Annotated in this window: 23 protein-coding genes and 1 other RNA gene; 7 read left to right on the top strand and 17 right to left on the bottom strand. The window is 30.6% G+C overall.

What is annotated here, in order from left to right; genetic code table 11:
* Positions 1-111 precede the first annotated feature (111 nt).
* From HW119_RS11405 to HW119_RS11420, 4 genes are all read right to left on the bottom strand, one after another.
* A complete protein-coding gene (locus tag HW119_RS11405; RefSeq protein WP_177764492.1) occupies positions 112-546 on the bottom strand; it encodes a hypothetical protein in 435 nt (144 codons plus the stop codon).
* 811 nt (positions 547-1,357) lie between these two features.
* Positions 1,358-2,056, bottom strand: a complete 699-nt coding sequence (locus HW119_RS11410; RefSeq protein WP_177764494.1) for a hypothetical protein — start codon at positions 2,054-2,056, stop codon at positions 1,358-1,360.
* Between the two features lie 210 nt (positions 2,057-2,266).
* Positions 2,267-2,968, bottom strand: a complete 702-nt coding sequence (locus HW119_RS11415) for a DUF6994 family protein (protein ID WP_177764496.1) — start codon at positions 2,966-2,968, stop codon at positions 2,267-2,269.
* Positions 2,969-3,171: 203 nt separating this feature from the next.
* The gene (locus HW119_RS11420) at positions 3,172-5,679 is read right to left on the bottom strand and encodes a cation-translocating P-type ATPase (protein WP_177764498.1); all 2,508 of its coding nucleotides are present in this window, start codon (positions 5,677-5,679) and stop codon (positions 3,172-3,174) included.
* A gap of 668 nt (positions 5,680-6,347) precedes the next feature.
* Between HW119_RS11420 and HW119_RS11425 the strand changes: the two genes are divergently transcribed.
* Positions 6,348-7,424, top strand: a complete 1,077-nt coding sequence (locus HW119_RS11425; RefSeq protein ID WP_177764500.1) for a tyrosine-type recombinase/integrase — start codon at positions 6,348-6,350, stop codon at positions 7,422-7,424.
* Between the two features lie 39 nt (positions 7,425-7,463).
* On the opposite strand, the gene HW119_RS11430 is transcribed toward HW119_RS11425, so the two are convergent.
* Genes HW119_RS11430 through murQ form a run of 4 tightly spaced genes read right to left on the bottom strand, consistent with a single transcriptional unit; the run spans position 7,464 to position 9,704 of the window.
* On the bottom strand, positions 7,464-8,270 hold the full coding sequence (locus tag HW119_RS11430) for a TerC family protein (RefSeq protein ID WP_177764501.1): 807 nt from the start codon (positions 8,268-8,270) through the stop codon (positions 7,464-7,466).
* A 3-nt stretch (positions 8,271-8,273) separates the two neighbouring features.
* Positions 8,274-8,648 (bottom strand): DNA topoisomerase IV, encoded by a 375-nt coding sequence (locus HW119_RS11435; RefSeq protein ID WP_177764504.1) that lies wholly within the window; start codon positions 8,646-8,648, stop codon positions 8,274-8,276.
* A gap of 1 nt (position 8,649) precedes the next feature.
* Positions 8,650-8,892 carry a DUF6095 family protein gene (locus HW119_RS11440; RefSeq protein ID WP_177764506.1) on the bottom strand — a complete coding sequence of 81 codons (243 nt, stop codon included), beginning with the start codon at positions 8,890-8,892 and terminating at the stop codon, positions 8,650-8,652.
* Positions 8,892-9,704: an N-acetylmuramic acid 6-phosphate etherase gene (gene murQ, locus HW119_RS11445; protein ID WP_177764508.1), complete on the bottom strand. Its 813-nt coding sequence runs from the start codon at positions 9,702-9,704 to the stop codon at positions 8,892-8,894. Before murQ ends, HW119_RS11440 begins: the two co-directional genes overlap by 1 nt.
* Positions 9,705-9,809: 105 nt before the next feature.
* Here murQ and rnpB point away from each other — a divergent pair.
* Positions 9,810-10,129: RNase P RNA component class A (gene rnpB / locus HW119_RS11450), an RNA gene on the top strand.
* On the opposite strand, the gene HW119_RS11455 is transcribed toward rnpB, so the two are convergent.
* Positions 10,122-10,859 carry a dienelactone hydrolase family protein gene (locus tag HW119_RS11455; protein WP_218620355.1) on the bottom strand — a complete coding sequence of 246 codons (738 nt, stop codon included), beginning with the start codon at positions 10,857-10,859 and terminating at the stop codon, positions 10,122-10,124. The two genes, rnpB and HW119_RS11455, sit on opposite strands and share 8 nt — an antisense overlap.
* A gap of 200 nt (positions 10,860-11,059) precedes the next feature.
* Between HW119_RS11455 and katG the strand changes: the two genes are divergently transcribed.
* Positions 11,060-13,267 carry a catalase/peroxidase HPI gene (gene katG / locus HW119_RS11460; RefSeq protein WP_177764510.1) on the top strand — a complete coding sequence of 736 codons (2,208 nt, stop codon included), beginning with the start codon at positions 11,060-11,062 and terminating at the stop codon, positions 13,265-13,267.
* Positions 13,268-13,416: 149 nt separating this feature from the next.
* Here katG and HW119_RS11465 read toward each other — a convergent pair whose 3' ends face one another.
* Genes HW119_RS11465 through HW119_RS11485 form a run of 5 tightly spaced genes read right to left on the bottom strand, consistent with a single transcriptional unit; the run spans position 13,417 to position 17,580 of the window.
* On the bottom strand, positions 13,417-13,791 hold the full coding sequence (locus tag HW119_RS11465; protein WP_177764512.1) for a DUF4258 domain-containing protein: 375 nt from the start codon (positions 13,789-13,791) through the stop codon (positions 13,417-13,419).
* A 46-nt stretch (positions 13,792-13,837) separates the two neighbouring features.
* Positions 13,838-15,034, bottom strand: a complete 1,197-nt coding sequence (locus HW119_RS11470; protein ID WP_177764514.1) for an alanine dehydrogenase — start codon at positions 15,032-15,034, stop codon at positions 13,838-13,840.
* 8 nt (positions 15,035-15,042) lie between these two features.
* Positions 15,043-15,450: a tRNA (adenosine(37)-N6)-threonylcarbamoyltransferase complex ATPase subunit type 1 TsaE gene (gene tsaE, locus HW119_RS11475; protein WP_177764516.1), complete on the bottom strand. Its 408-nt coding sequence runs from the start codon at positions 15,448-15,450 to the stop codon at positions 15,043-15,045.
* Positions 15,450-17,000 (bottom strand): bifunctional response regulator/alkaline phosphatase family protein, encoded by a 1,551-nt coding sequence (locus HW119_RS11480; protein ID WP_177764518.1) that lies wholly within the window; start codon positions 16,998-17,000, stop codon positions 15,450-15,452. Before HW119_RS11480 ends, tsaE begins: the two co-directional genes overlap by 1 nt.
* A gap of 10 nt (positions 17,001-17,010) precedes the next feature.
* Positions 17,011-17,580, bottom strand: coding sequence for an anthranilate synthase component II (locus tag HW119_RS11485; protein ID WP_177764520.1), 570 nt, complete (start codon positions 17,578-17,580; stop codon positions 17,011-17,013).
* A 97-nt stretch (positions 17,581-17,677) separates the two neighbouring features.
* Between HW119_RS11485 and HW119_RS11490 the strand changes: the two genes are divergently transcribed.
* Genes HW119_RS11490 through HW119_RS11505 form a run of 4 tightly spaced genes read left to right on the top strand, consistent with a single transcriptional unit; the run spans position 17,678 to position 21,663 of the window.
* Entirely contained in the window at positions 17,678-18,673 is a 996-nt protein-coding gene (locus HW119_RS11490; protein WP_177764522.1) for a glycosyltransferase, read from the top strand.
* Between the two features lie 2 nt (positions 18,674-18,675).
* A complete protein-coding gene (gene coaE / locus HW119_RS11495; protein WP_177764524.1) occupies positions 18,676-19,269 on the top strand; it encodes a dephospho-CoA kinase in 594 nt (197 codons plus the stop codon).
* Between the two features lie 55 nt (positions 19,270-19,324).
* Positions 19,325-20,923 (top strand): sensor histidine kinase, encoded by a 1,599-nt coding sequence (locus HW119_RS11500; RefSeq protein ID WP_177764526.1) that lies wholly within the window; start codon positions 19,325-19,327, stop codon positions 20,921-20,923.
* A 26-nt stretch (positions 20,924-20,949) separates the two neighbouring features.
* A complete protein-coding gene (locus tag HW119_RS11505) occupies positions 20,950-21,663 on the top strand; it encodes a response regulator transcription factor (RefSeq protein WP_177764528.1) in 714 nt (237 codons plus the stop codon).
* Positions 21,664-21,735: 72 nt separating this feature from the next.
* On the opposite strand, the gene HW119_RS11510 is transcribed toward HW119_RS11505, so the two are convergent.
* The 3 genes from HW119_RS11510 to HW119_RS11520 all read right to left on the bottom strand — a co-directional run bounded on the left by HW119_RS11510 (position 21,736) and on the right by HW119_RS11520 (position 24,515).
* Positions 21,736-22,983: a hypothetical protein gene (locus HW119_RS11510; protein WP_177764530.1), complete on the bottom strand. Its 1,248-nt coding sequence runs from the start codon at positions 22,981-22,983 to the stop codon at positions 21,736-21,738.
* Positions 22,984-23,085: 102 nt separating this feature from the next.
* Positions 23,086-24,102, bottom strand: a complete 1,017-nt coding sequence (locus tag HW119_RS11515) for a TQO small subunit DoxD (protein WP_177764532.1) — start codon at positions 24,100-24,102, stop codon at positions 23,086-23,088.
* 38 nt (positions 24,103-24,140) lie between these two features.
* A complete protein-coding gene (locus tag HW119_RS11520) occupies positions 24,141-24,515 on the bottom strand; it encodes a hypothetical protein (RefSeq protein ID WP_177764534.1) in 375 nt (124 codons plus the stop codon).
* Positions 24,516-24,533 lie beyond the last annotated feature (18 nt).

The following is a 24,533-nucleotide window of genomic DNA, read 5'->3' on the forward strand; positions in this document are numbered from 1 at the left end:
AACGCCTTTTTGATTTTTAAATTTAATAATAAAAAATGAAATAGGCGAGTGCGGCAAAAAAGAAAACCAACTTCGAGATTTGCCTTTACTCGCCATTGCACCAAACTTGTGTTATGTGACGTTTGAATATTTATTTTCCAATTCAATCACATAATCAATTTCTGTTTTGTCAGTTAAGACACCTTTGAGTTCTATCCAATTTTCTTTTGCTAACTTTGTCAAATTAACCCATTCAATATCTCGTAAAACTTTGTAATCACTTAATGTTTTCTTTTCTGATTTGTCTACGTACTCTTCAAATTGTTTATGGAACTTCAGAAATATTTTCACTTCCATTTCTGTTATAAAACCTTCTTTTGCAAATTTTTCCAAACCACTTTTTAAATTCAAATCGTCAAAATATGTGCAAACTACTTCTGTAAAATCGCTAACATAATTTTCTATTGAAGCTTCAATCCAAACTTTTTTCTGAAATTCGTGATGTGCTAATTCAAAAAGACTTTCTAACCATCTTAAGCGAATATTCATTCTCAATTCAGGATTCATATTTTATATTTCAAAAGAAGTTTTTAGACAAATGACACATAACGCGCCGCAGCTTTGCGAAGTGCGGGAATTTCACAAAACAAAGTTTGAAGAAATTCCAAAACACGAGCAAAACATTTTGGCTTTTGTAAATTTAATATTTTTTACAAAACGAAATGTATTTGCGACTTAAAAAGCCAAAACTTAAAAAAAAGCCTTTACACCGCATTTTGCAAAACTGATGTTACATGTAGTAAAAGTACATAAAAATTGATTTCTATTTGAACGTCAAGAACTTCCGAAAAGTTTCAAAACGAATTTCATTTTTTTCTGATTTAACGATTCAATTTCAAAACTAAAATTTTTCAATCTGAGTTATTTCATTGCGTTTTCAGTTTTCGATTTGATTTCTTTTTCAGTTTTCGATTTAATTTCTTTTTCAGTTTTCGATTTAATTTGTTTCAATTTCTTTTTAAAACATTTTAATTCGTCAACTTAAAAACAAGATTTTTCGTAATGTTTTTCTTAAAAATAGAATTTTTCAAAGTTCAGTTTTCACGATATTTTGCTTCAATAATTTCAGAATATTCAGAAAAAAATTGAAGCACGAAATTTCACTTTAATTACATGTAACGTTTTGGGTATTGCCGAAGGCGGGGAAATCGAGGCGAGAAGTTTCGATTTTGCACCGAGGCGAGCCAAAACGAATTTATATGAGTTAAATTTAAGAATAAAACGAATATAATTCGTTTTTGGCGGTGATAGAATTACAAACTTTGAATTTATCACTTTAGCCCCGCTTTTGGCAATACCTTGTTAGCGGCTGTGCTTTTTATTTTATATGATTATTATGAATCCATTTTACGAGTCTCGAATAAAATGCAGTTGAAATATCTCTGTAACTAATTAAAATGTCATTAGTTTCAATATCAAATTCTTTAGTTTCATTCACTAATTTTTCGACTATAGTATATAATCCTATATCTAGTTTTTTAAATTCAGAGAGTTGAGTAATATAATTATGATTTTTGTTTGGGTCACATAACATTGCTATTAATTTTCCAATATAAAAATCAATAGCTAAAGGGTTTATATTTTTTTTAATTCTAAAATTGGCTTTTAATTCTCCTAGTTCAAATGAATTACATTTGTATTCGTTATAGTCTAGGAGAAACAAATTCTCATCAAATCCTAACTCTTTATACATTTTAAACATCTTAAGATGATCTAAACAGTTTCCAATATGTTCAAGTAAATTATCAGATAAGTATTTTTTTAAAATATTACTTTGAAATATTGCCACCTTTAATGATGAACCTAAATAGAATTCTTTAAATTTTAGGTAGATATGAAGTAATTCGTGTGTAAACGAATCTTTAGAAATATTTTGATAATCTACATAAATTATAGCTTTTTCATTTTGTGTAAAACAGCTATATTCATTATTGAATGATGATTCAATTTCAATGTTAAACTTTTCATTGAGTTGATTCCATAATACAATATTTCTTTCGTCTATAAATTCTTTCATACGTTATGTAGGTAGCATTGCCGCTAACGTTTCGGGTATTGCCGAAGGCGGGGAAATCGAAGCGAAAAGTTTCGATTTTGCACCGAGGTGAGCCAAAACGAATTTATATGAGATAAATTTATGAAAAAAACGAATTATATTCGTTTTTGGCGGTAATAGAATTACAAACTTTGAATTTTGTACTTTAACCCCGCTTTTGGCAATACCTTGTTACCTGCTGTGCCTAGTTAATATTCGATTATTTCTTTTAGTGATTTGGTAGATGGTTTCTACTTTATATGATTTATACTCTTCAATACTTTGAGGAAGAGGAGAACGCTCAAAATTATCGAATGGTAAAGCAAATTTCACATCATATTTTTCGTTTACAAAATCTTGAAGCAAAAAAAAGTTTACATAATTTTCAAAATTTTCGAAGAGATTGAAAAAGTCTTGGTAACGATTAATTGCATCGAAAAGTGGGCTTTGTTCATTCAGATAAAATAATCTAATACATTCAAGTGTTAAATCAAATCTATCGCATATTTTCCTATTAACACCTCTTGCTTGATTTATTGTGAATCCATTCTTTTTATGAGCAGGAAAAACAATATGTCCACCGATAGTTCTCACAATATGTTTGAAGTTTTCATTCTCCTCTTCGGTTAACCAACCATCGAATTTTCCTTTATATTTTCCGACAAAATGAGGACACATTCTATCGCTTGATAAATTATCGTATAAATTACTTTTTAGAAGAATTCTTCCATATTTACCGCCAATTGTAAGCATCTCAAATTGAAACTCACTTTCATTGGGTAAATTCTTCGACCATAAAAATTTGTGATTTTCATAAAGTTTTGGACTGTCAGTATCAGGATCTCCACAAAGACTATCTTTTCTGAAGTCAAAATTTATATCAATTTCAATCATAATTTCCGATTAGAATTTATTTACCGGAGCTTTGGAGGCATTGCAGGTAACGTTTCGGGTATTGCCGAAGGCGGGGATTTTTAGTACTAAAGTTTAATCGAAGAACGAATGTTGAACTTTGCACAAATGCTCAATCGAAGAACTTCAGCCCCGCTTTTGGCAATACCATGTTACAGGCTGGCGTTTTCGTTAACTGTGTAATTTTAGCTATTTATTTTCAACCTTTTAACCCATTTATACACTTCGACCCACAACACCGACACGGCAGCAATTAAAATTGAGATTAAGAATTGCTGGAAATTTATACTACTCAATTGAAAGAAAGAAGCGAATGGCGGAATATAGAGTATTGCAATAAGTAAAACCAAAGATGCTCCAAGTATTAATGGGAACAATGTATTTTTATTTTTAAAACTATCAAATACACTGTAAATGAATGAGCGATTAACCATACTCAAAAACACATTTGCAAATACTAAAGTTGTGAAAACTATTGAACGTGTAGTTGCTTCATTACTACCGTTTTGTACAGCATACTGATATGCAGTTAGAACGCCTGCGGTAATGGCCAATCCCTGAATAATACTAATGCTTAATTCTTTCCAGCTCAAGAATGTCTCGGTCATTTTACGTGGTTTCTCTAGCATTGTATTTTTTTCCATCGGCTCATTTTCATAGACAATAGAACAGGTTGGCCCCATTATTAGCTCCAAGAAAATAACATGTACCGGTGTGAAAATATGCGGATATATCCAACCCAAAAACAAGGGTAAAGAAACCGTTAGAATAATCGGAATATGAATGGATATAATATATTGAATGGCTTTTTTGAGATTGGAATAAATTCTTCTTCCAGCCGCTATTCCAGTGATCAATTTGTCTAAATCATCATTTGCAATAACCAATGCTGCCGCTGCTTTTGCGATTTCTGTTCCTTTATTTCCCATCGCTACACCAATATGAGCTGCTTTCAAAGCAGGTGCATCATTCACGCCATCTCCCAGCATGGCCACCACTTCATCGTTCTTTTTAAGAGCGTTTACAATTGCCAATTTTGCCTCGGGGAACATACGCGTAAACAGTGTGGTGCTTTTAGAAAGTTCCATCAATTCTGTTTCTGTGTGATGAACGATTTCCGTTCCGTTTACCGCTGGTGTTTCGTTTATAATGCCTGCTTGATGCGCAATAGCCTTTGTCGTATCTGCATTGTCTCCTGTGATGACTTTTACCTTGATGCCTGCAGCATATATCTTTTTAAATACTTCTTGAATGTTCGCTTTCGGAGGATCGTAGAAAACGGTAAATCCTAAAAAGTCAAAAGAAAAATCTTGTTGTTTTTCAGGAAAGTGATTGCCTTCAAAATTAGATTTAGCCACGCCCAGTACTCGGTACCCTTGCGCTCCGAAATTGATGATATGTTGTCGTAAATTGTCCTTCTCGCTTTCCGTAAGATTAGAAACGGCAAGAATGGCTTCGGGCGCACCTTTGGCTGCAATAATTCTTTCACCTAAACTATTTTCAAAAAGATGCGTCATCATTGGAGGTTTCCCTTCTAATGGATATTCGTGTATCATTTGAAAATTCTTCCGCTCATCATTGGATTGTGTTTGCTCATAAATTTGATGCAGTGTTTTTTCCATGGGATCAAACGGAATGGGTTCACTACTCCACATAGCGAAACGAATAAGCTCTGAAAGCTCAGGTGTATTGAATTGCGTATCCTCAAAAACCTTGTTTGATTTGTAATCAAATAAAAGTTTCAGTCGCATGGAGCTTTCAGTAATAGTTCCCGTTTTGTCCGTACAGATCACTGTAGTACTGCCCAATGTTTCGACCACACTACTACGTTTAATTATCACACCTTCACTCATTAATTTCCAGGCACCTAAAGCCATAAAAGTAGTAAAGGCTACAGGGATTTCTTCTGGAAGCACAGACATGGCCAAGGTTAATCCAGCGAGTAAACTTTGTATGATATCTCCTGATTTCCAGTAACTAAATCCCCAAACCATCAGAAACACGATAACACCAATAATCGCCATTCCCTTTACAAATTTGGTAATCTGAATTTGCAGTGGCGAATGAACTTCTTTGATATCTTGAATGGATTGACTGATTTTCCCTAGTTTGGTTTCTGCTCCAATTTTCTCTACATTAAAGATGGCCAAACCAGATACTACCAGCGTTCCGCTATATATTTTTCTATCTTCGGTTTCTTGACTTTTAAATACTGAAAAACTTTCACCTGTTAGTGAGGCTTCATTAACTGAAAAATCATTGCTGTGCACAATTTCGCCATCAGCACTAATCATTTTTCCTTCTTCGACAATGCATAAATCGCCAACGGCAATTTCGTTTGTGGGAATTTGCATCACGATTGAATCTCTGATAACAGAACTTAACGGTTCGTTCAATTTTTTCAAAGCTTCCAGTGCTTTTTTACTGCGATTGTCTTGATAGAATGAAATGCCAGAAACGACAATAATAGCGCCCAACATAAAAATAGCTTCGGAATAATTGCCAACTATTATATAAATAACTGTTACCGCAATAAGCAAAAGCAGCATTGGTTCTTTCAAAATATCGAGCAACATCCTATACCACGCATTTTTTTTAATAGCGTCTATTTGATTGAAACCAAATTTTTTTCGAGAGGTTTTTAATTCCTCAGTTGTGAGACCTTTAATGTGTTTGGGGACATTATACTGCATCAGTCTAATTTTTTAAAAACATAAAACTGTTAGATTTATTTAAATTACTGTGAAAAGCGTTTTTGTGATTTTAGTGCATTTTTCCACGCTTGCCTGTAACGTTGGACGTATTGGCGAAGTTGCGAGAAAATATAGATAACAGTTGCGTTTAGTTATGCTCGCAATTTTGCCAATACGATGTTGTACGAAGTTTTTACTTGAACAGTTTTGGACTCCTTTCCATATAAAATAAGTTTAAATTATTGCGCTAAATCCCCGATTTGCGAACGTCATTTAAACTTATGTTTGGTAAATATAAGAATCTTGTTGTTTTAAATTAATGAAAAACAGTCAATTACTTGACTTTGTCATTTTTTTTCATTAAATTGTCTAAGCTTTTTAGCGTTTCGCTTTGAAAACGAGTTTTCAGCAAAATCTTTTGCAAAGCTTAGCAGGCAAAATAATCCTTATTTTTTGCCTTTAAAACAACTCCTTCTTATTAAAATTACCAAACTTTTATTCGGAAAGTACGTCCTAAAATTGCGTACAACATTTATATATACGCAAGATACAATTAATATTTAAATATCAAAATTATTTATTAACTTGCATAATATTAGGTAGATAAGTGGTTTTTGCGCGTTGCGTATTTTGTATTGTTGAAGAAATATAAGCGAAGTTATTTTACAATGAATGAGTTTTTCTTAAATATTAAAGTTTATGTGGGCGAACATCGAAATAAAAATGTTCTTTGGGTTCGCATGCCAAATAATCAATTATTTAAAAATTTTCTAAAAACTAATATTTCAACAGCTCGTTGGTCTAATACTTATAAATGTTGGTATGTTATTGATTCTTTTGCAAACAGAAATTTTCTTCAAATCGAACAAAAAAAATACGACGGAAAGTCTCTCTACGCTAAAATCGCTCCAATTAATCACCTCGAATTAAAACGTTACATCGAACAACTTCGACTAAAAGCTTACAGCGAAAGTACAATTAAAACCTACACCATTGAATTTGCTCAGTGGCTTTATGCATTAAAAGATTTTCCCGTTTTAAATTCCAATTCTGAACAACTTCGTAGCTATCTTTTATTTTGTATTACGGAACTTAAATTATCCGAAAATCAAATTCATTCTCGTTTGAATGCTTTAAAATTTTATTACGAAAAAGTGTTGATGCAAGAATCTTTTTTCTTTGATATTCCGCGTCCTAAAAAAACAAGTTCTTTACCTAAAGTATTGTCAACTAACGAAATTCGACGCTTATTTGAAGTGACTACAAATTTAAAACATCTAATGATTTTAAAAATGGGTTATGGTTTAGGACTTCGGGTTAGTGAAATTGCAGCTTTGAAAATTTTAAATATTGATTCGAATAGAATGTTGGTTCATGTTCAAAATGCAAAAGGGAAAAAAGATAGATATGTACCTTTACCTCGTACTATTTTAGATGACCTTCGTTTGTATTATAAACAATTTAAACCTCAGTTATATTTGTTTGAAACGAAACCTAAAAATGCAATTTCTACTCGTTCTATACAATTGATTTTTACATCAGCTAAAGAAAAAGCTAACATCAAAAAAACTGTCGGAGTTCATGGTTTACGACATAGTTATGCCACACATTTATTAGAATACGGAACGGACATGTCCATTATTCAAAAACTTTTAGGTCATAATAGCGTTAAAACTACGAATGTTTATGCAAAGGTTACCAATACCATTTTTAGTAAGATAAAAAGTCCTTTAGATGAATTGTAAAAAAAAAAACGGTTCTGAAATTTCAAAACCGTTTTTGTATTAAATATTTTTATTTTGTTCCTTTTCGTTTCCGACTATATTTCGGATACTCGCCGGATTTTCGTTTTTCTTTTTCATCTTAAGATTTAAGAATTCGACTAAAACTGAGAATCCCATCGCAAAATAAATGTATCCTTTTGAGATGTGTTGGTCAAATCCTTCTGCTAGTAACGAAACTCCAATCAATAACAAGAAAGATAATGCTAACATTTTTACTGTAGGATGTTCATTTACAAATTTAGAAACCGAACTTGCGGATAACATCATTACAGCAACTGCAATTATTACTGCTGCAATCATTACTTCAATGTGTTCAGCCATTCCAACCGCAGTTATTACAGAATCTAAAGAGAAAACAATGTCTAAAACCAAAATCTGAGCAATGGTTCCTGCAAATGAATGTACTTTAACTTTTCCTTCTTCTTCTGCAACACCTTCAATTTTATGATGAATTTCAACTGTTGATTTGTAAATTAAAAACAAACCTCCAATTAATAAAATTAAATCTCGTCCGGAAATTGCCAATTTTTCTAACCATTCTGGGTCTGTAATACCAACTAAACTTCCTAAGTTAAAAATAGGTGTGGTTAAACTCATTACCCAACTTAATGAAAATAAAAGTAAAACTCGCGTAAACATGGCTAAGAAAAGACCTAATTGTTGTGCTTTTTTTTGTTGTTCTTTTGGAAGTTTTCCTGAAAGAATCGATATAAATACAATGTTGTCTATTCCTAAAACTATTTCTAACATAGTTAATGTAAATAGTGCAATTAACGCATCAGCTTGTAAAAAAATTGAAAAATCCATTGATTAACTTGAAGTTTTTTTAATTGTTCCTTTTTCTTTAGTTTTAGCTCCTACAATTCCATATTCAAAAATGTATTCATCGCCGTTGGTGCTTAATATTTTCATATGGACTGCCTTTTTTTCTTGCATATTTTTTGGATGTAATTTTTCCAAAACATATTCGCAATCATTTATCCATCGTATCGAAGCAGTGTCTGTTTTACCATTATAAGTTTCAATTTCTATCGAATCATTTCTCACAAAAGTCGAACTGTGTTTTACTCCATCAATTTCTTGTTCAAATACAAAAGTTCCTGTTTTAAAATCAGAACAATTTCTTTCTTGATTGTAGCATGATGTTAAACTGATTAATCCAATTCCAAAAAGTAATTTCTTCATTTTATTTTTTTAAATTATCATTAAAAAATCCTTTTACCATTGTTGTTATTCCTTTAAAAAATAAAAACATCGAAAATAAACAAATCAAAATTCCAACTATTAAAACAACATAATAAAATGGATGGTTTTGATTTTTAAACGACGAGTTTATAATTACAGGTCCCAAAAACATTAAAGGAATTGCCATTGAAACTTTTCTAATTCCTTTAAATACGGTTTCTTTGTCAAATTCTGGTGCTGCCATTATTTTTTATAATTTATGAGAACGTTATTTACGTTTCCGTATGTTTCTAATAATTTTTTAGCTTCGATTAAATCGATTTGCAATTCATCTACCAACATCATTTGTGCTCTATGAACCAATTTATCGTTAGAAAGTTTCATGTGTACCATTTTGTTTCCTTTTACTTTCCCAAGTTGAATCATCGTAGTCGTAGAAATCATATTTAAAATCAATTTTTGAGCTGTTCCGGCTTTCATTCTTGAACTGCCTGTAACAAACTCTGGACCTACAACGACTTCTATCGGATAATCAACTGCTAAAGCTAACGGACTTCCCGGATTACAGGTGATACAAGCGGTTGGAATATTGTTTTCTTTACAAAAAAGCATACCACCTAAAACGTAAGGTGTTGTTCCTGAAGCAGCAATTCCGACAACAAAATCATTCGAGTTTATTTTAAAAGCTTGTAAATCAATCGCAGCTTGTTGGGTATTATCTTCGGCATTTTCAACTGCTTTTCTAATAGCAACATCACCACCTGCAATTAATCCGTTAACCAAATCAAACGGAACTCCATAAGTAGGTGGACATTCCGAAGCATCTAAAATACCTAATCTTCCAGAAGTTCCTGCTCCAATATAAAACAATCGACCGCCATTTTTTAATTGCGAAACAATTTTTACTACAGCTTTTTCAATCTGAGGTAAAGCTTTTTCAACCGCAATCGGAACCGTTTGGTCTTCATTATTTATATTTGTAAGCAGCTCAATTACAGACATTTTTTCTAATGATTGATAATTCGATGCCGATTCTGTTATTTTATTAAAACTCATAAGTATAAATATGAACAACAAATTTACACAAATAATAATGTTTATGATGTTAAATAACTAATATTTAATAGTGTTTTCTTTTAAAATGACTACTTTTGCACCTCAATAGTAGACCGCCTTATCGCTGGTTTTAAATCAGAGGAAAGTCTGGGCACCATAGAGTAAGCTTAGCGGGTAACGCCCGCCCATCGTGAGGTGAGGACAAGTGCAACAGAAAGTATGTACAGGTAATGCTGTAGTGAAACCAGGTAAACTCTTTGCGGTGAAATGCCATGTAAACCAACGTTTGAGGGCTACTCGCTTGATGTTGGAGGGTAGGCAGATGGAACTTTTGAGTAATTGAAAGTCTAGATAAATGATAAGGAAAAGCACCTCAAATTTGTGAAGTGCTTTTACAGAACCCGGCTTATAGGTCTACTATTTTATTAAATTATCTATAAATTCTACTGTATCTAACCAAGATTTTTTACTCATTTTTTCGTTATAATCTTTCGAATCCGGATTTGTAAAAGTATGCTTACAATTTCCGTAATTATTAAATTGCCAAACTGCTTCGGTTTGTTTCATTTCTTTCATGAAATTTAAAATATCTTCTTGAGTTACCATTTCGTCATCAGCTCCATTTTCAATCAGAATTTGTGGTTTTATTGTGTTATTTCGGTTTAAACCATCAGTTAAATTTCCGTGAATAGAAACAACTCCTTTTACATTTAAATTTCCACGCGCAGCTTCAAGAGCTCCAGTTCCACCAAAACAATACCCAATAATAACAATTTTATCTGGATTCGCTCCGTCAGCAATCAACGTTTCCAAAGCAATTTGAATTCGGTTTTGATATGCTTTATAATCCGATTTATAAAAGGTTGTTATTTTTCGAGCTTCATCGATATTTGTAGGGATATTTCCTTTTCCATAAATATCAGCTATCATTGCTAAATAACCACGATTTGCTAAATCTAAAGCAGCCTTTTTTGCTTCGTTATCAATTCCCATCCAAGCTGGTAGAATAAGTACTGCAGGCTTATTTTTTTCTGTGTTTGATGTAATTAATCCGTTTAATTCGGTTTGATTATCGAAATAACGAATTTCATTTAAATTTTGAGACATACTTTTTACTGTAATTAATAAGATGATAAAAATAAAGATTTTGTTCATGATTCATATTTTTACTAATTTACATTTTATATGTTATTTAACTGATATTTATTTGTATAACGATAAAATTTTCATGCTTTAATAGTTTTTGTTTATATCTTAATAGATAATTAACATAATTTATCTAAAGTATTTTGCTAAAAAATAACTAACTTTATAAATATAAAAAAACAAAAAATAATTAATTCAATTATAGAAGTATGGAAAACGATATCAGTAAATGTCCATTTCACAATGGAACTATGAAAGGAAACACAGTTGGTGGTGGTGGAACTCAAAATAATGATTGGTGGCCAAATCAATTGAAATTAAATATATTAAAACAACATGATACCAAAACAAACCCAATGGGTGAGGATTTTGATTATGCTGAAGAATTTAAAAAACTTGATTTAGAAGCATTAAAAGCTGATTTAAAAGCTTTAATGACAGATTCTCAAGATTGGTGGCCAGCAGATTTTGGTCATTACGGACCTTTATTTATTCGTATGGCATGGCATAGTGCAGGAACTTATCGTGTTCAAGACGGACGTGGTGGAGCAGGAGAAGGGCAACAACGTTTTGCACCATTAAATTCTTGGCCTGATAATGTTTCGTTAGATAAAGCTCGTCGTTTATTATGGCCGATTAAACAAAAATATGGTAAAAAGATTTCTTGGGCAGATTTAATGATTTTAACAGGAAATGTAGCTTTAGAATCAATGGGATTCAAAACTTTAGGATTCGCTGGTGGTCGTGCTGATGTTTGGGAACCAAATCAAGATGTATATTGGGGATCTGAAAAAACATGGTTAGAGCCAAGTGGTGGTGCTAATGATAGATATTCAGGTGATAGAGATTTAGAGAATCCTTTAGCAGCTGTACAAATGGGATTGATTTACGTGAATCCAGAAGGACCAGACGGAAATCCTGACCCAATTGCTTCTGCAAGAGATATTCGCGATACTTTTGCTCGTATGGCAATGAACGATGAAGAAACAGTTGCTTTAATTGCAGGTGGGCATACATTCGGAAAAACACACGGAGCTGCTTCGGCAGATCATGTAGGTGCTGACCCTGAAGATGCAGGTTTGGAAATGCAAGGTTTAGGTTGGGCTAATTCATATGGAACAGGAAAAGGTGGTGATACGATAACTTCTGGTTTAGAAGTTACATGGACAAGTAAACCAACCGAATGGTCTAATTTATTCTTGACTTATTTATTTGGATTTGAGTGGGAATTATCTAAATCTCCAGCAGGTGCTCATCAATGGGTTGCTAAAGACACAGGGAATATTATTCCAGATGCACATGATGCTACTAAAAAGCATAAACCAACCATGTTAACATCTGATATTGCTTTGCGTTTAGATCCAGAATACGAAAAAATTGGACGTAGATTTTTAAATAATCCAGATGAGTTTGCTGATGCTTTTGCAAAAGCATGGTTTAAGTTAACTCACAGAGATATGGGGCCAACATCTCGTTATTTAGGTAAAGATATTCCAACACAAGAATTTGTTTGGCAAGATCCAATTCCTAAACAAGAAAATACTGTATTAAGTGAATCAGAAATCAATTCATTAAAACAAACAATTTTAAATTCAGGTTTATCTGTTTCTGAATTAGTTGGAACAGCTTGGGCTTCTGCGTCTACTTTCCGTGGATCAGATAAAAGAGGTGGAGCAAACGGATCTCGTATTCGATTAGAACCAATGAAAAATTGGGAAGTGAATAATCCAGTTCAGTTAGCCAAAGTTTTAGCTGTTTACGAAAAAATTCAAGCTGAGATGAAAGTTTCTGGTAAGAATGTTTCTATTGCTGATTTAATTATTTTAGGAGGTGCTGCAGGAATCGAAAAAGCAGCTAGCAATGCTGGATCTAAAATTTCTGTTCCTTTTACTCAAGGTCGTTCAGATGCATCTCAAGAGCAAACAGACATCGATTCTATTAAATGGTTAGAACCAGTTGCAGATGGATTTAGAAATTACAGAAAATACCCTAATCCTCATGTTTCAACGGAATCTTTATTAATTGATAAAGCTCAATTATTGACGTTAACAGCTCCTGAAATGACTGTTTTAATTGGAGGTTTTAGAGCCATCAATATTAATTTCAACGGTTCAAATAATGGAATTTTTACAGATAAACCAGGTCAATTAACTAACGATTTCTTTGTTAATTTATTGGATATGGCTACACAATGGAAAGCTATGGACGATACCAAAGAATTGTATTTAGGATCAGATAGAAAATCAGGACAAGCTAAATGGACAGGAACTCGTAATGATTTAGTTTTCGGTTCGAATTCTGAATTAAGAGCAATTGCTGAAGTTTATGCTTCTGCAGATGCAAAAGATAAATTCTTAAACGATTTTGTTCTTGCTTGGAATAAAGTTATGGATGCTGATCGATTTGATTTAAAATAAAAGATAAATTTCAATAAAAAAAACTACCTTATAGCTCATACTTTAAGGTAGTTTTTTTATTTAAGAATATTTTTTTCTTTCAGTTAAAATTGTTCCATGATTTTAGAACTTTAATCATTTGCAACAAAAAAGCAATTGCTATTGAAGTATTATTTTGGGATAAAACTTTTGAATAAAACACGATTGTCATAATTAACCATTTCGATAGTTATGTCTTTCATATCTTTGTCTTTACCTTCAATTACATAAAGTTTTCCACCTTCGACTACTTTGTTACTTTTAGAAAAATCAATATCACCGTGTGTTAAACAATTTTTTACTTCATCTAAAGTTATTGTTTTTTCATCTAATAACGTTTGAGTATCTTTTGAAAAAGTTAAAGGTTTGTTTCTTAAATCTTTTAAAACGCGACAGTTTGGTAAATAGCAAAAGGTGGTATCTTTTTGATGCATAAAGAAATATACTGCAAAAGCACCAATCATTAATCCTAATAAGTAATATGCTAATCTTTGTTGAAATTTCATTCTAAATAATTTTGAGCAAAAATAAGAATAAAACTATTAGAAAAACTTAAAATACTATTAAATTAATGTCTTTGTAATCTAGCGAAAACCATTCTCCAATCGATTGATTTACCAAAATTCCTTGATACATATAAACTCCTGCACGAATATTTTTATCATATAATAAAACGTTCTCTAAACCTCCATTTTCTGCCAAATCTAATAAGAAAGGCGAAATGATATTACTGATTGCTAAAGTTGCTGTTTTTGAATATCTCGATGTTATATTTGGAACACAATAATGAATCACATTTGACTTAATAATCGTTGGTTTTTCGTGTGTTGTTAGTTCAGAAGTTTCAAAACAACCACCGTTATCAATACAAACATCAACGATAATTGCTCCTGGTTTCATACGTTGAACCATGATTTCGGATACGATAATTGGCGAACGATTTCTACCACGAATGGCACCAATCGCAACATCGCATCGCATTAAAGCTTTAAGAAGAACAGTTTCTTGAATCGTTGAAGTAAAAATTCGATGTGGTAAGTTTTCTTGCAAACGTTTTAAACGGTGAATGGAATTATCAAAAACTTTTACATTCGCTCCTAAACCTAAGGCAGTTCGTGCAGCATTTTCAGCCACATTTCCAGCTCCGATTATAACAACTTCAGTATTCGGAATTCCTGTAATATTTCCGAACAAAAGTCCTTTTCCGTTGGTGCATTTGGTCATCAATTCAGAAGCAATATGAATGGAAGCAACACCAGCAATTTGTCCCAAAGCGCTCAAAAACGGATGTGTTGCATCTTGATCTTGAATCGATTCAAATCCCAAAGCTGTAATTTTCTTTTTGGTTAATGCTTCAAAATAATTTTTATTTTGCATTTTGATTTGAACTGCAGAAATCAAATAAGATTTAGGCTTCATATAACCAATTTCTTCTAAAGTTGGAGGTTCAACTTTTAAAATAATCGGACATTCAAAAATCTTTTTGGTATCTTTTGTGATTTCTGCACCAGCTTCACTATATTCTTTATCTGCATAATTTGCTTCGATTCCAGCATTCGATTCTATTAAAATTCGATGACCAGCGTTGATAAACATTTTTACCGCTTCTGGAGTTAAGCAAACGCGTTTTTCAAATTTGAAATTTTCTTTGGGAATTCCAATAAACAATTGACTACGATGTTTTCGTATTTCTAAAGTTTCTTCTTGCGGTATTAATTCGCTTTTTGAAAAAGGTGTTTTAATTCCCATGATTTTTACTATTTAAAAATAATTTTTCGCGTGTTTTCATCAATCCATTCAAATTGAATGACATGATGGTCATCTGGAATTAAATTAGGCGTTTTTTCAGGCCATTCAATAAAACACCAATTTCCAGATTCAAAATATTCATCAATACCCATGTCATATGCTTCTTCTTCTTGTTCTAATCGATATAAATCAAAATGAAAAATCGTTTGATTTGTCGAAGTTTTGTATTCGTTTACAATTGAAAAAGTTGGACTATTTGCAACATCAACAACGCCTAATTCTCTTGAAATGGCTTTGATTAATGTGGTTTTTCCTGCACCCATTTGTCCATCGAATAAAATTACTTTAAATTTTGATTGATTAATAATTTTATTGGCAATATTTTGAATATCAGTTAATTTAAATAAAATTTCCATTATTTAGGATTTAAAACAACAAAAGGAATAATCATTTCTTCTAACGAAATTCCTCCATGTTGATAAGTGTTTTTAAAATAACTTACATAATGATTGTAATTGTTTATGTAAGCTAAGAAAATATCATTTTTTGCAAAAATGTAGGAACTACTCATATTAATTGCTGGTAAACCAACTTTTTTTGGATCTTTTACTACATAAACATCCTTGTCTTCATAGGTTAAAGATTTACCCGTTTTGTATCTTAAATTTAGACTGGTGTTTTTGTCGCCAATAACTTTTGAAGGTGTTTTGCAATTAATTGTTCCGTGATCGGTTGTGATAATTAATTTATAACCAGCATGTTGCGCTTGTTGAATAATTTCAATTAAAGGAGAATTTTTAAACCAACTTTGAGTTAATGATCGATAAGCTTTGTCATTTGAAGCTAATTCTTTGATGACTTCCATTTCGGTTTTGGCATGCGAAATCATATCCACAAAATTGTAAACCAGAGTAATCAATTTGTTTTCTTTTAAAGATTTGAAGTTTTCGACAAATTTTTTACCATCTCTAAGATTCGTAATCTTAAAATATTCTTGTTTGATATTAAGTCTTAAACGTTTTAGTTGTTCATTTAAAAACTCAGCTTCGTATAAATTTTTACCGCCTTCATCCGTATCGTTTTTCCAATATTGAGGCAATTGTTTTTCCATTTCAAGCGGAGTTAATCCTGAAAAAATAGCATTTCTGGCATATTGCGTTGCCGTTGGTAAAATTGAAAAATAACTTTCTTCTTTATCAACTTTATAATGATTGTTTATAATTGATTCAAAAGCTTTCCATTGATCATAACGCAAATTATCTATCACAATAAAAAGCACATTTTTGTCATCTCTAAGTTCAGGAACAACTTTTTTACGAAATAAATTATGCGAAAACAAAGGAGCTTCATCAGGATTATTCATCCAATATTCATAATTCTTTTCTACAAATTTTCCGAATTGAATATTGGCTTCTTGTTTTTGACTTTCTAGAATTTCAAATAAGTTTTGATCATCAATTTGTTCTAATTCTTTTTCCCAAAAAATCAAACGCTTATATAATTCCGACCAATCTTCATAAGAATTGGTTTGCATCATATCCATAGCAATTTTTCTGAATTCTTTCTGATAATCTAAAGATGTTTTTTCTGAAACCAATCGTGAATGATCCAGATTTTTCTTTAAGCTCAATAAAATTTGATTTGGATTTACAGGTTTGATTAAATAGTCTGCAATTTTAGAACCGATAGCTTCTTCCATAATCAATTCTTCTTCGCTTTTAGTTATCATTATAATCGGAACAGTAGATTTTTTTTCTTTCATTTCAGAAAGTGTTTCTAAACCGCTAATTCCAGGCATATTTTCATCTAAGAAAACAATGTCAAAATTTTCTTCATCAAATAAATCAAGTGCATCTTGTCCATTATTTGCTGTTGTGATGTGATAATTTTTCTTTTCTAAAAAAAGAATGTGTGGTTTCAGTAAGTCGATTTCATCATCAACCCATAAAATTTTTATTTGACTCATAGTTTATTTTCTATTTTTCTAACCAATTTTTCATAATTTGTTCCCCTTGCGGTGTTAATATACTTTCTGGATGAAATTGAATTCCTTGAACATCGTAAATTTCATGTTTAATAGACATTATGGTTCCATCTTCTGTAGTTGAAGTAACTTTTAAACCATCTCCAATATCATTTTCGTCGATTGCCCAAGAATGATATCGTGCAACTTCTATCTTATTCGGAAGATTTTTAAAGATTTTTTCATCGGAATCTAATATAGTTATTTCAGAAGAAACACCGTGATAAACTTTTGATAAATTTTTAAGTTTTCCTTGAAATGCTACTGAAATTGCTTGATGACCTAAACAGATTCCTAAAATTGATTTGTTTTTAGAATACTGCTGAATAATCTCAATAATTTGATGTGATTCATTAGGAAGACCTGGTCCAGGTGAAATAATTATTTTTTCGAAATTATTAACATATTCAATGGAAAAATCATTATTTCTTATTGTTTCAGCTTGAAAACCAAGTTTTGTTATCAGATGTTCAATATTGTGCGTGAAGCTATCAAAATTGTCAATCAATAAAATATTATTCATTAAAGGGTTTTTTAGAAAAATATCGATAAAATTAGTAAGATATTTTATTAATACAATACTAAGTTTTAACTTTGTCGACTAAATTTTTGTGAGATAAATGAATTATTCCTTTATAATTCCTGTTTATAATAGACCTGATGAAATCGATGAATTACTAGAAAGTTTGATGAATCAAAATTTCGAAAATTCATTTGAAGTAGTGGTTGTTGAAGATGGGTCAACGATAACATGCAAACATATTATTGAAAAATATATACATAAGTTAGATATTTCTTATTTTTTTAAAGCAAATTCAGGACCAGGCGATTCAAGAAATTATGGGATGAATCATGCAAAAGGTGATTATTTTATCATTTTAGATTCTGATTGTATTATCCCAAGTCCTTATTTGACCGAAGTTGACCGTTATTTAAATGCTGAATATGTTGATTGTTTTGGAGGTCCAGATGCAGCTTTAGATTCTTTTTCAGATATACAAAAAGCTATTAATATTACCATGACTTCGTTTTTGACAACAGGCGGAATTCGTGGTGGATCTGAGAAATTATCAAAGTTTCAACCAAGGAGTTTTAATATGGGAATTTCCAAAAAAGCATTTGAAGCATCTAAAGGCTTTGGGAAAATTCATCCAGGAGAAGACCCAGATTTGACAATTCGTTTATGGAAATTAGGATTTCAAACCAAATTATTTCCTAAAGCATTTGTCTATCATAAAAGACGTATTGATTGGAAAAAATTTTATACTCAAGTAAATAAGTTCGGAAAAGCACGTCCTATTTTAAATCAACGTTATCCAGAATTTGCAAAAATTACATATTGGTTTCCGACTTTATTTTTGATTTATTTATGTGTTTCTGTTTTTTTGTTATTTTTTAATTACAAAACATTGTTTTTTATCGGAATATTTTATTTTGTATTGTTGTTTGTACAAGCAGTTTATAAAGAACGTAAAATAAAAATTGGTTTCTTAACAATAATTTCAACACTAATTCAGTTTTATGGTTATGGCAAAGGTTTTTTGATTTCTAGTTTTAAACTAAAAGTTTTAAAGCAGAAACCAGAGATTGGAATGCCAGAAATGTTTTTTAGATAATTATGGCAAAAATAATCGGATTAACAGGCGGAATTGGAAGTGGCAAATCAAGTATTATGAAGCATATTGAAACTTTAGGTTATAAAGTTTATTATGCTGATGATGCTGGAAAAAAAGTAATGCAACAAAAAGAAATTATTGATCAAATCGTTTTGTTGTTCGGTTCAGATGTTTTGAATGAGGATTTAACATTAAATCGAAAGAAAATTGCTGAAATCGTATTCGTAGATTCTGATAAATTACAAGCTTTAAATGAAATTGTTCATCCTGCGGTTGCAAAAGATTTTGATAATTTTCTTAAAAATTTAAAAGAAAACGAATTAGTAATAAAAGAAAGCGCCATTTTGTTTGAAAGTAAATCAAATGAAAATTGCGATATAGTTATTTTAATTACAGCTCCTGAAGAAGTGCGTATTCAGCGCGTTATGACTAGAGATAATAGCACTTTTGATGAGGTTAAAATTAGGATTGACAATCAAATATCTGATGAAATTAAAAAAGAAAAATCAGATTATATAATAAATAATTTGACTTTGAATAAATCTTTTGAAGAAATCGCAAAGATTTTGAAAAATATTAATACTATCTGTTGTTAATTTTTCCTTAATTGTTATTTTATTTCAAAATTTTTATGTTAAATTCGCATCGTAAATGAATAAGTTTAGATTTAAGTTTTTAGTAATCATTATGAGTTTATCTCTAATAGGGATAATACTCGTTCAGTTACATTGGATTAATACATCATATCAAAATAACGAAACTCAGTTTAAACATCACGTAACTCAGGTTATAAGTTTAGTTGCTGATAAAATTCAAGATAAAGAGAAGTTAGATTTTTATAAACGTATTATTGATTTAAAAAATCAAACTGGGAAGTACCCAGATAAAAAAGATTTCAAAGAATTTTATTTAGTAGAACGAGATTCAAGAACCAATGATGAAATTATTTATTCAAGTTCAATCGTTTTAGAAGATTATAATCTTAAAGGGAATTTTTTTAACAAAAAAGATGCAAATGTATCTTATAAAAATTTTTCAGCTGATCGCAAAACAGAAGTTTATAAAGGAAAATCTAACGTAGATAATCTGGATTTAGATAACAGTTTTGTAGATGGACAATCTCCAGATGAAACGATTAATAAACAAGGTGGTGTTGGGTTTTTAGATAAAGCTTCTTTAGAACTTGCATATAACGATTTGGTTGCAACTTATCCAATCGAAGATAGAGTAACAAAAGAGTTAATTGAAAGTTTATTAAAGCAAGAATTAAATCAAAACGAAATCGATACTGATTTTCAATTTGCAATTTTTAGTAATGGTTTATCAACATCAATTAAGTCTGATAAATTTAAATACATAGAAGGTAAAACATTTGTGACTCCACTTTTCGAAGATTTAGATCACAATAGTAAATATCAACTATATATCAGTTTTCCAGAAAAGTCTAAATTTTTATTTTCTGATTTATTACCATTCGTTCTTATTTCGTTACTGTTTACTTTTGTAATTATAGCTGCTTATTTTAGCGCAATAAAACAATTGATTTTACAACGTCAGATTTCAGAAATCAAAACCGATTTCATTAATAATATGACGCATGAATTCAAAACGCCAATTGCAACAATTAATTTAGCTTTAGACGCAATAAAGAATCCGAAAGTAATTTCTGATACCGAAAAGGTAACACGTTATTTACAAATGATTCGTGATGAAAATAAACGAATGCACGCTCAAATCGAAAATATTTTAAGAATTTCTAAACTAGATAAGAAAGAATTAGATTTACAAAAAGACAGATTTGATGTAAATGAAATTATTGAAGCAGCTCTTGATCATGTTTATTTGATTGTTGAAGATAGAGGTGGGGAAGTTGATACTTATCTTAAGGCTAACAATAGTTTTGTTTTAGTAAATCAAATGCATTTTACTAATGTTCTTGTAAATATTTTAGATAATGCTACAAAATATTCGCCCGATGCACCAAAGATTGAAGTTTCTACAGAAAACGCTAAAAACTTTATCTTAATCAAAATTAAAGATCATGGTTCAGGAATGTCAAAAGCAGCATTGAAACGTGTTTTCGAAAAATTTTATCGTGAGCACACTGGCGATTTACATAATGTAAAAGGTCATGGTTTAGGACTTTCATATGTAAAACAAATTATAGATGAGCATAACGGTCAAGTTTATGCAGAAAGTGAGAAAGGTAAAGGAAGTACCTTCACAATAAAACTTCCAACAATAGAATAGAAACAACAACAAATTTATATATCTAAATGGAAACATTAATTAACAAAAAAATTCTTCTTGTAGAAGACGATCCAAATTTCGGAGCTATTTTAAAAGATTATTTAGTAATGAATGATTTTGATGTCACTCTTGCTAAAAATGGAATGGAAGGTTTTGAAAAATTTAAAAAAGATACTTTTGATTTATGCATTTTAGACGTAATGATGCCTTATAAAGATGGATTTACGCTAGCTAGAGAGATTAGAGATAAGAATAAAGAAATTCCTATCGTTTTCTTAACAGCTAAAACAATGAAAGAAGATGTATTAAAAGGTTACAAAGTAGGAGCTGACGATTATCTAAACAAACCTTTTGATTCTGAAGTTTTATTGATGAAAATCAGAGCTATTATGCAAAGAAAAACGTCAGAAGTTAAATCTGATAATACGAAATTTGAATTCCAAATTGGAGCATTTCATTTGAATTCTAAGCTTCGTTTCTTAACTTTCGAAAATGATGAGCCAATAAAATTATCTCCTAAAGAGAATGAATTATTAAAAATGTTAGCGCTTTACGAAAATGATTTAATGCCAAGAGAAGTTGCATTAACTAAAATTTGGAGAGACGATAATTATTTTACATCTCGTAGTATGGACGTTTATATTGCTAAATTACGTAAGTATTTGAAACAAGATGAAAACGTTGAAATCTTAAACATTCACGGTGAAGGTTTTAGATTAGTAGTAAAAAATAAAGAATAGTAATCTATTTTAAGTAAATAAAAAAATCCTCAATTTTTTAGAATCGAGGATTTTTTTATGGTCTAGAATATTTTACCATTTCCAAATTTGCGGTTCGTCTTTCCAAAAGAATAATCTAAAAGTTTCATACAAATTACCATTACCAATAGTATGTTTATCTCTAACAGGTTTATCTAAAATTATTTTATGTAAAGCTCCGCTATATGAACCAACCCATAAAATGGTTTCGTCATCAGAAATTGTCATTCCAGAAATTGAAGAACCTAAATAATGTCTCCAGATTTTATTTCCGTTTCTATCAATTGCTTTGATGTAACCATAAGCATCACCAAGAATGTAATAATCTTTTGTTGCTAAACCTGCATAAACGCGCATTTCTTCATCGATATTTGTAAAATCATCACTTTCTGAGTAAGCTTCGATTTGAGCTCCAACAAATTTGTCCGAATTTATTCCAATAGTAATACCGTTATAAAAATGACAGGAATTCGTAATCAATTGACTGTCATCTTTTGCAAACAAACAAAAATGAGGATATTCTGATTGTGGGCCAATCGTTCCAATTTGATTTCCTTCTGAATCCAAAATTCGATGATTAAAATCTTGATCACCAACTACAATATATTTATTATCATGAGAAAGAGTTGCGTTTTCCATTGCAAGGTAAGATTCCCATTCATCATCGTTTTCATCAGGAACAGGATGAATCATCACTTCTGAATTTGTATTGATAATATAAATTCCTTCTGAAGTTACAACTAAAACTTTGTTTCCATTATTAAAAGGAATTAGGTAAGAAATATCAATGTTTTTTAATTTATCTAACTTAAATTCATTGATTTTTTCTCCTTCCCAACCACTTATAGTTGTGATTTTTTCTTTTGTGGCAATTGCAAAAATATTATGCAAGTTTGATTTTCCAAAAGCTAAAATATTTTCATCTAAGGTAACAACTTTGTCATTATCTAAAATATAAGCTTGTCTTTTTTGGAAAGCAGAACCCGTTATAAATATGATTTTTTGATTGTCAATAAAATGTAATTGTTCAATACTTTGACCTTTTTCTTTTAAAATTGAAAAATAAGCTGTATCCGAAGGTGCAAATTGTTCTCTAAATGTGCTAACTGTATTATTTAAATTGGCTTCTTTTAACAACTGTAAAATGTTTTCAGATAAATGTTCTCGTAAATCTTGTGGATCATCTCCCTTCCAATTTTCCCAACCATTTTTCTCGCCAAATTCGACCATTTCGTTGATTTCTCGAGCGTACTTTTCACCTTTTTCATTCCATTCTTTTTGAATGCTTTCTATTGAATTCATAAATATAAATTATTGGTTTTTATAACTTTCAATTTACGAAAAGGAAATTTAAGTTCAAAAAATATCCAAACTTAAAAAATTTGAGTTTGGATATTTTTTGATTTATTGTTTAGAATTTATTTTCTCAGTCCATTCAATTCCGCTGATATCAATTAATTTTATCGATTGAATTTGTTTAATTTCTGTTTCAGAAAGTTCAATAAATAAATCTGCTTTTGCACCAAGCGGTAAAACTAAACTGTGTTTTCCTGGTTTAATTTTTGAAACGTAATGATTTGAAATATGTTGAATCGGAAATTTTGATAAATCATTTTGGTTTAATTCCTTGATGATTCTATTTTGATCATCTAAAAGTTGTATTCCGATCAAGAATGATCCATAAACATCTGCGCCTTCAACTCTGAATAATTGAAAATTTAATTTTGAATTTTCGATATACACATTTGAAATTTCAACCTTTGGTTTAACAGATTTATTGTGAAGTTTTCCAAAAACACCTCCATGAAAATATTGATTGGTGTAAAGCGTTAATCCAATTATTCCGATGGAAATAATCAAAACAAAACGATTGATTTTGTTGATAGGTAAATTACCTGATGCTAAAATTGAAAACCATTTTTTGTTTGAAAAGCTGAATTTTTTATTGATTAAATATTGATCTAATGAATATTTTCCACTTCCTGATAGAAAGATTGCAAAACCACCTGCAATTCCTAAAACTCCAATTTGCCATTCATCTAAGCAGGTTGTTCCCAGCCAACCAGAACCTAATAATATTCCGGATGCGAGCATCATAACACCAATGCTCATTAAACGTGTGAATAATCCTAAAATTATAAATAATCCTACAATGGCTTCGATGATGGTAAACGAAATCATTGAATAGAGTAAAGCATCTGGATTTGAAACTAGATATTCAATTATTGGTTTTATGCCTAACGCATTGGGAAGAAAATGATTGAATTTTTCTCCGATATAACCAGCTTCGTCAGGAATTAGTTTGTTTTCTAAAATTAAACGGCGCCAAAATGCAGAAAAATAGGTCCAGCCGATTACCCAACGTAATGCCAAAGTATAAAGACCAGCTTTTGTAGCAGGATTTTCAATGTTGTATTTCATTTTAAATTATTTAATGTTAAAAATTATGTTACTCAATTCTAAGAATAAGCAACAGCAATCTTTAAACGCTTAAATAAAATGTACTTTGGTGGGCTATTTCCAGAAAATTCGAAATGATTTTCTGATGAAATTTTGTTTTCAATTTGTATGAATTTTGTTTTTGAAAAATTTTCATACAAACTGAATTTCTCTATCGTTTTTTTCTGAACGATTTGATTTTGATGTGAAGTTAAATCAGAATATGTACACGAATTAACATTATTTAAAACCTTTGGATTTGAAATTGGTTTTGAATAAATAGTTTGAATACTATCTGCTAAAAATCCTTTTACAGAACAGGGAATGAAAGTAAAAACAATCAAACAAAAAAAAGCGACGTGCTTTATATGTTTTAGATTTGATTGTATTTTCATTTTTAAGTCCATCTTTTG

It is taken from the genome of Flavobacterium sp. I3-2, from assembly GCF_013389595.1.
In the GTDB taxonomy this organism is placed as follows: domain Bacteria; phylum Bacteroidota; class Bacteroidia; order Flavobacteriales; family Flavobacteriaceae; genus Flavobacterium.

Coding starts and splice junctions, on each gene's coding strand:
- HW119_RS11405 (WP_177764492.1), bottom strand. CDS start 546: ATGAATCCTGAATTGAGAATGAATATTCGCTTAAGATGGTTAGAAAGT.
- HW119_RS11410 (WP_177764494.1), bottom strand. CDS start 2,056: ATGAAAGAATTTATAGACGAAAGAAATATTGTATTATGGAATCAACTC.
- HW119_RS11415 (WP_177764496.1), bottom strand. CDS start 2,968: ATGATTGAAATTGATATAAATTTTGACTTCAGAAAAGATAGTCTTTGT.
- HW119_RS11420 (WP_177764498.1), bottom strand. CDS start 5,679: ATGCAGTATAATGTCCCCAAACACATTAAAGGTCTCACAACTGAGGAA.
- HW119_RS11425 (WP_177764500.1), top strand. CDS start 6,348: ATGAATGAGTTTTTCTTAAATATTAAAGTTTATGTGGGCGAACATCGA.
- HW119_RS11430 (WP_177764501.1), bottom strand. CDS start 8,270: ATGGATTTTTCAATTTTTTTACAAGCTGATGCGTTAATTGCACTATTT.
- HW119_RS11435 (WP_177764504.1), bottom strand. CDS start 8,648: ATGAAGAAATTACTTTTTGGAATTGGATTAATCAGTTTAACATCATGC.
- HW119_RS11440 (WP_177764506.1), bottom strand. CDS start 8,892: ATGGCAGCACCAGAATTTGACAAAGAAACCGTATTTAAAGGAATTAGA.
- murQ (WP_177764508.1), bottom strand. CDS start 9,704: ATGAGTTTTAATAAAATAACAGAATCGGCATCGAATTATCAATCATTA.
- HW119_RS11455 (WP_218620355.1), bottom strand. CDS start 10,859: ATGAACAAAATCTTTATTTTTATCATCTTATTAATTACAGTAAAAAGT.
- katG (WP_177764510.1), top strand. CDS start 11,060: ATGGAAAACGATATCAGTAAATGTCCATTTCACAATGGAACTATGAAA.
- HW119_RS11465 (WP_177764512.1), bottom strand. CDS start 13,791: ATGAAATTTCAACAAAGATTAGCATATTACTTATTAGGATTAATGATT.
- HW119_RS11470 (WP_177764514.1), bottom strand. CDS start 15,034: ATGGGAATTAAAACACCTTTTTCAAAAAGCGAATTAATACCGCAAGAA.
- tsaE (WP_177764516.1), bottom strand. CDS start 15,450: ATGGAAATTTTATTTAAATTAACTGATATTCAAAATATTGCCAATAAA.
- HW119_RS11480 (WP_177764518.1), bottom strand. CDS start 17,000: ATGAGTCAAATAAAAATTTTATGGGTTGATGATGAAATCGACTTACTG.
- HW119_RS11485 (WP_177764520.1), bottom strand. CDS start 17,580: ATGAATAATATTTTATTGATTGACAATTTTGATAGCTTCACGCACAAT.
- HW119_RS11490 (WP_177764522.1), top strand. CDS start 17,678: ATGAATTATTCCTTTATAATTCCTGTTTATAATAGACCTGATGAAATC.
- coaE (WP_177764524.1), top strand. CDS start 18,676: ATGGCAAAAATAATCGGATTAACAGGCGGAATTGGAAGTGGCAAATCA.
- HW119_RS11500 (WP_177764526.1), top strand. CDS start 19,325: ATGAATAAGTTTAGATTTAAGTTTTTAGTAATCATTATGAGTTTATCT.
- HW119_RS11505 (WP_177764528.1), top strand. CDS start 20,950: ATGGAAACATTAATTAACAAAAAAATTCTTCTTGTAGAAGACGATCCA.
- HW119_RS11510 (WP_177764530.1), bottom strand. CDS start 22,983: ATGAATTCAATAGAAAGCATTCAAAAAGAATGGAATGAAAAAGGTGAA.
- HW119_RS11515 (WP_177764532.1), bottom strand. CDS start 24,102: ATGAAATACAACATTGAAAATCCTGCTACAAAAGCTGGTCTTTATACT.
- HW119_RS11520 (WP_177764534.1), bottom strand. CDS start 24,515: ATGAAAATACAATCAAATCTAAAACATATAAAGCACGTCGCTTTTTTT.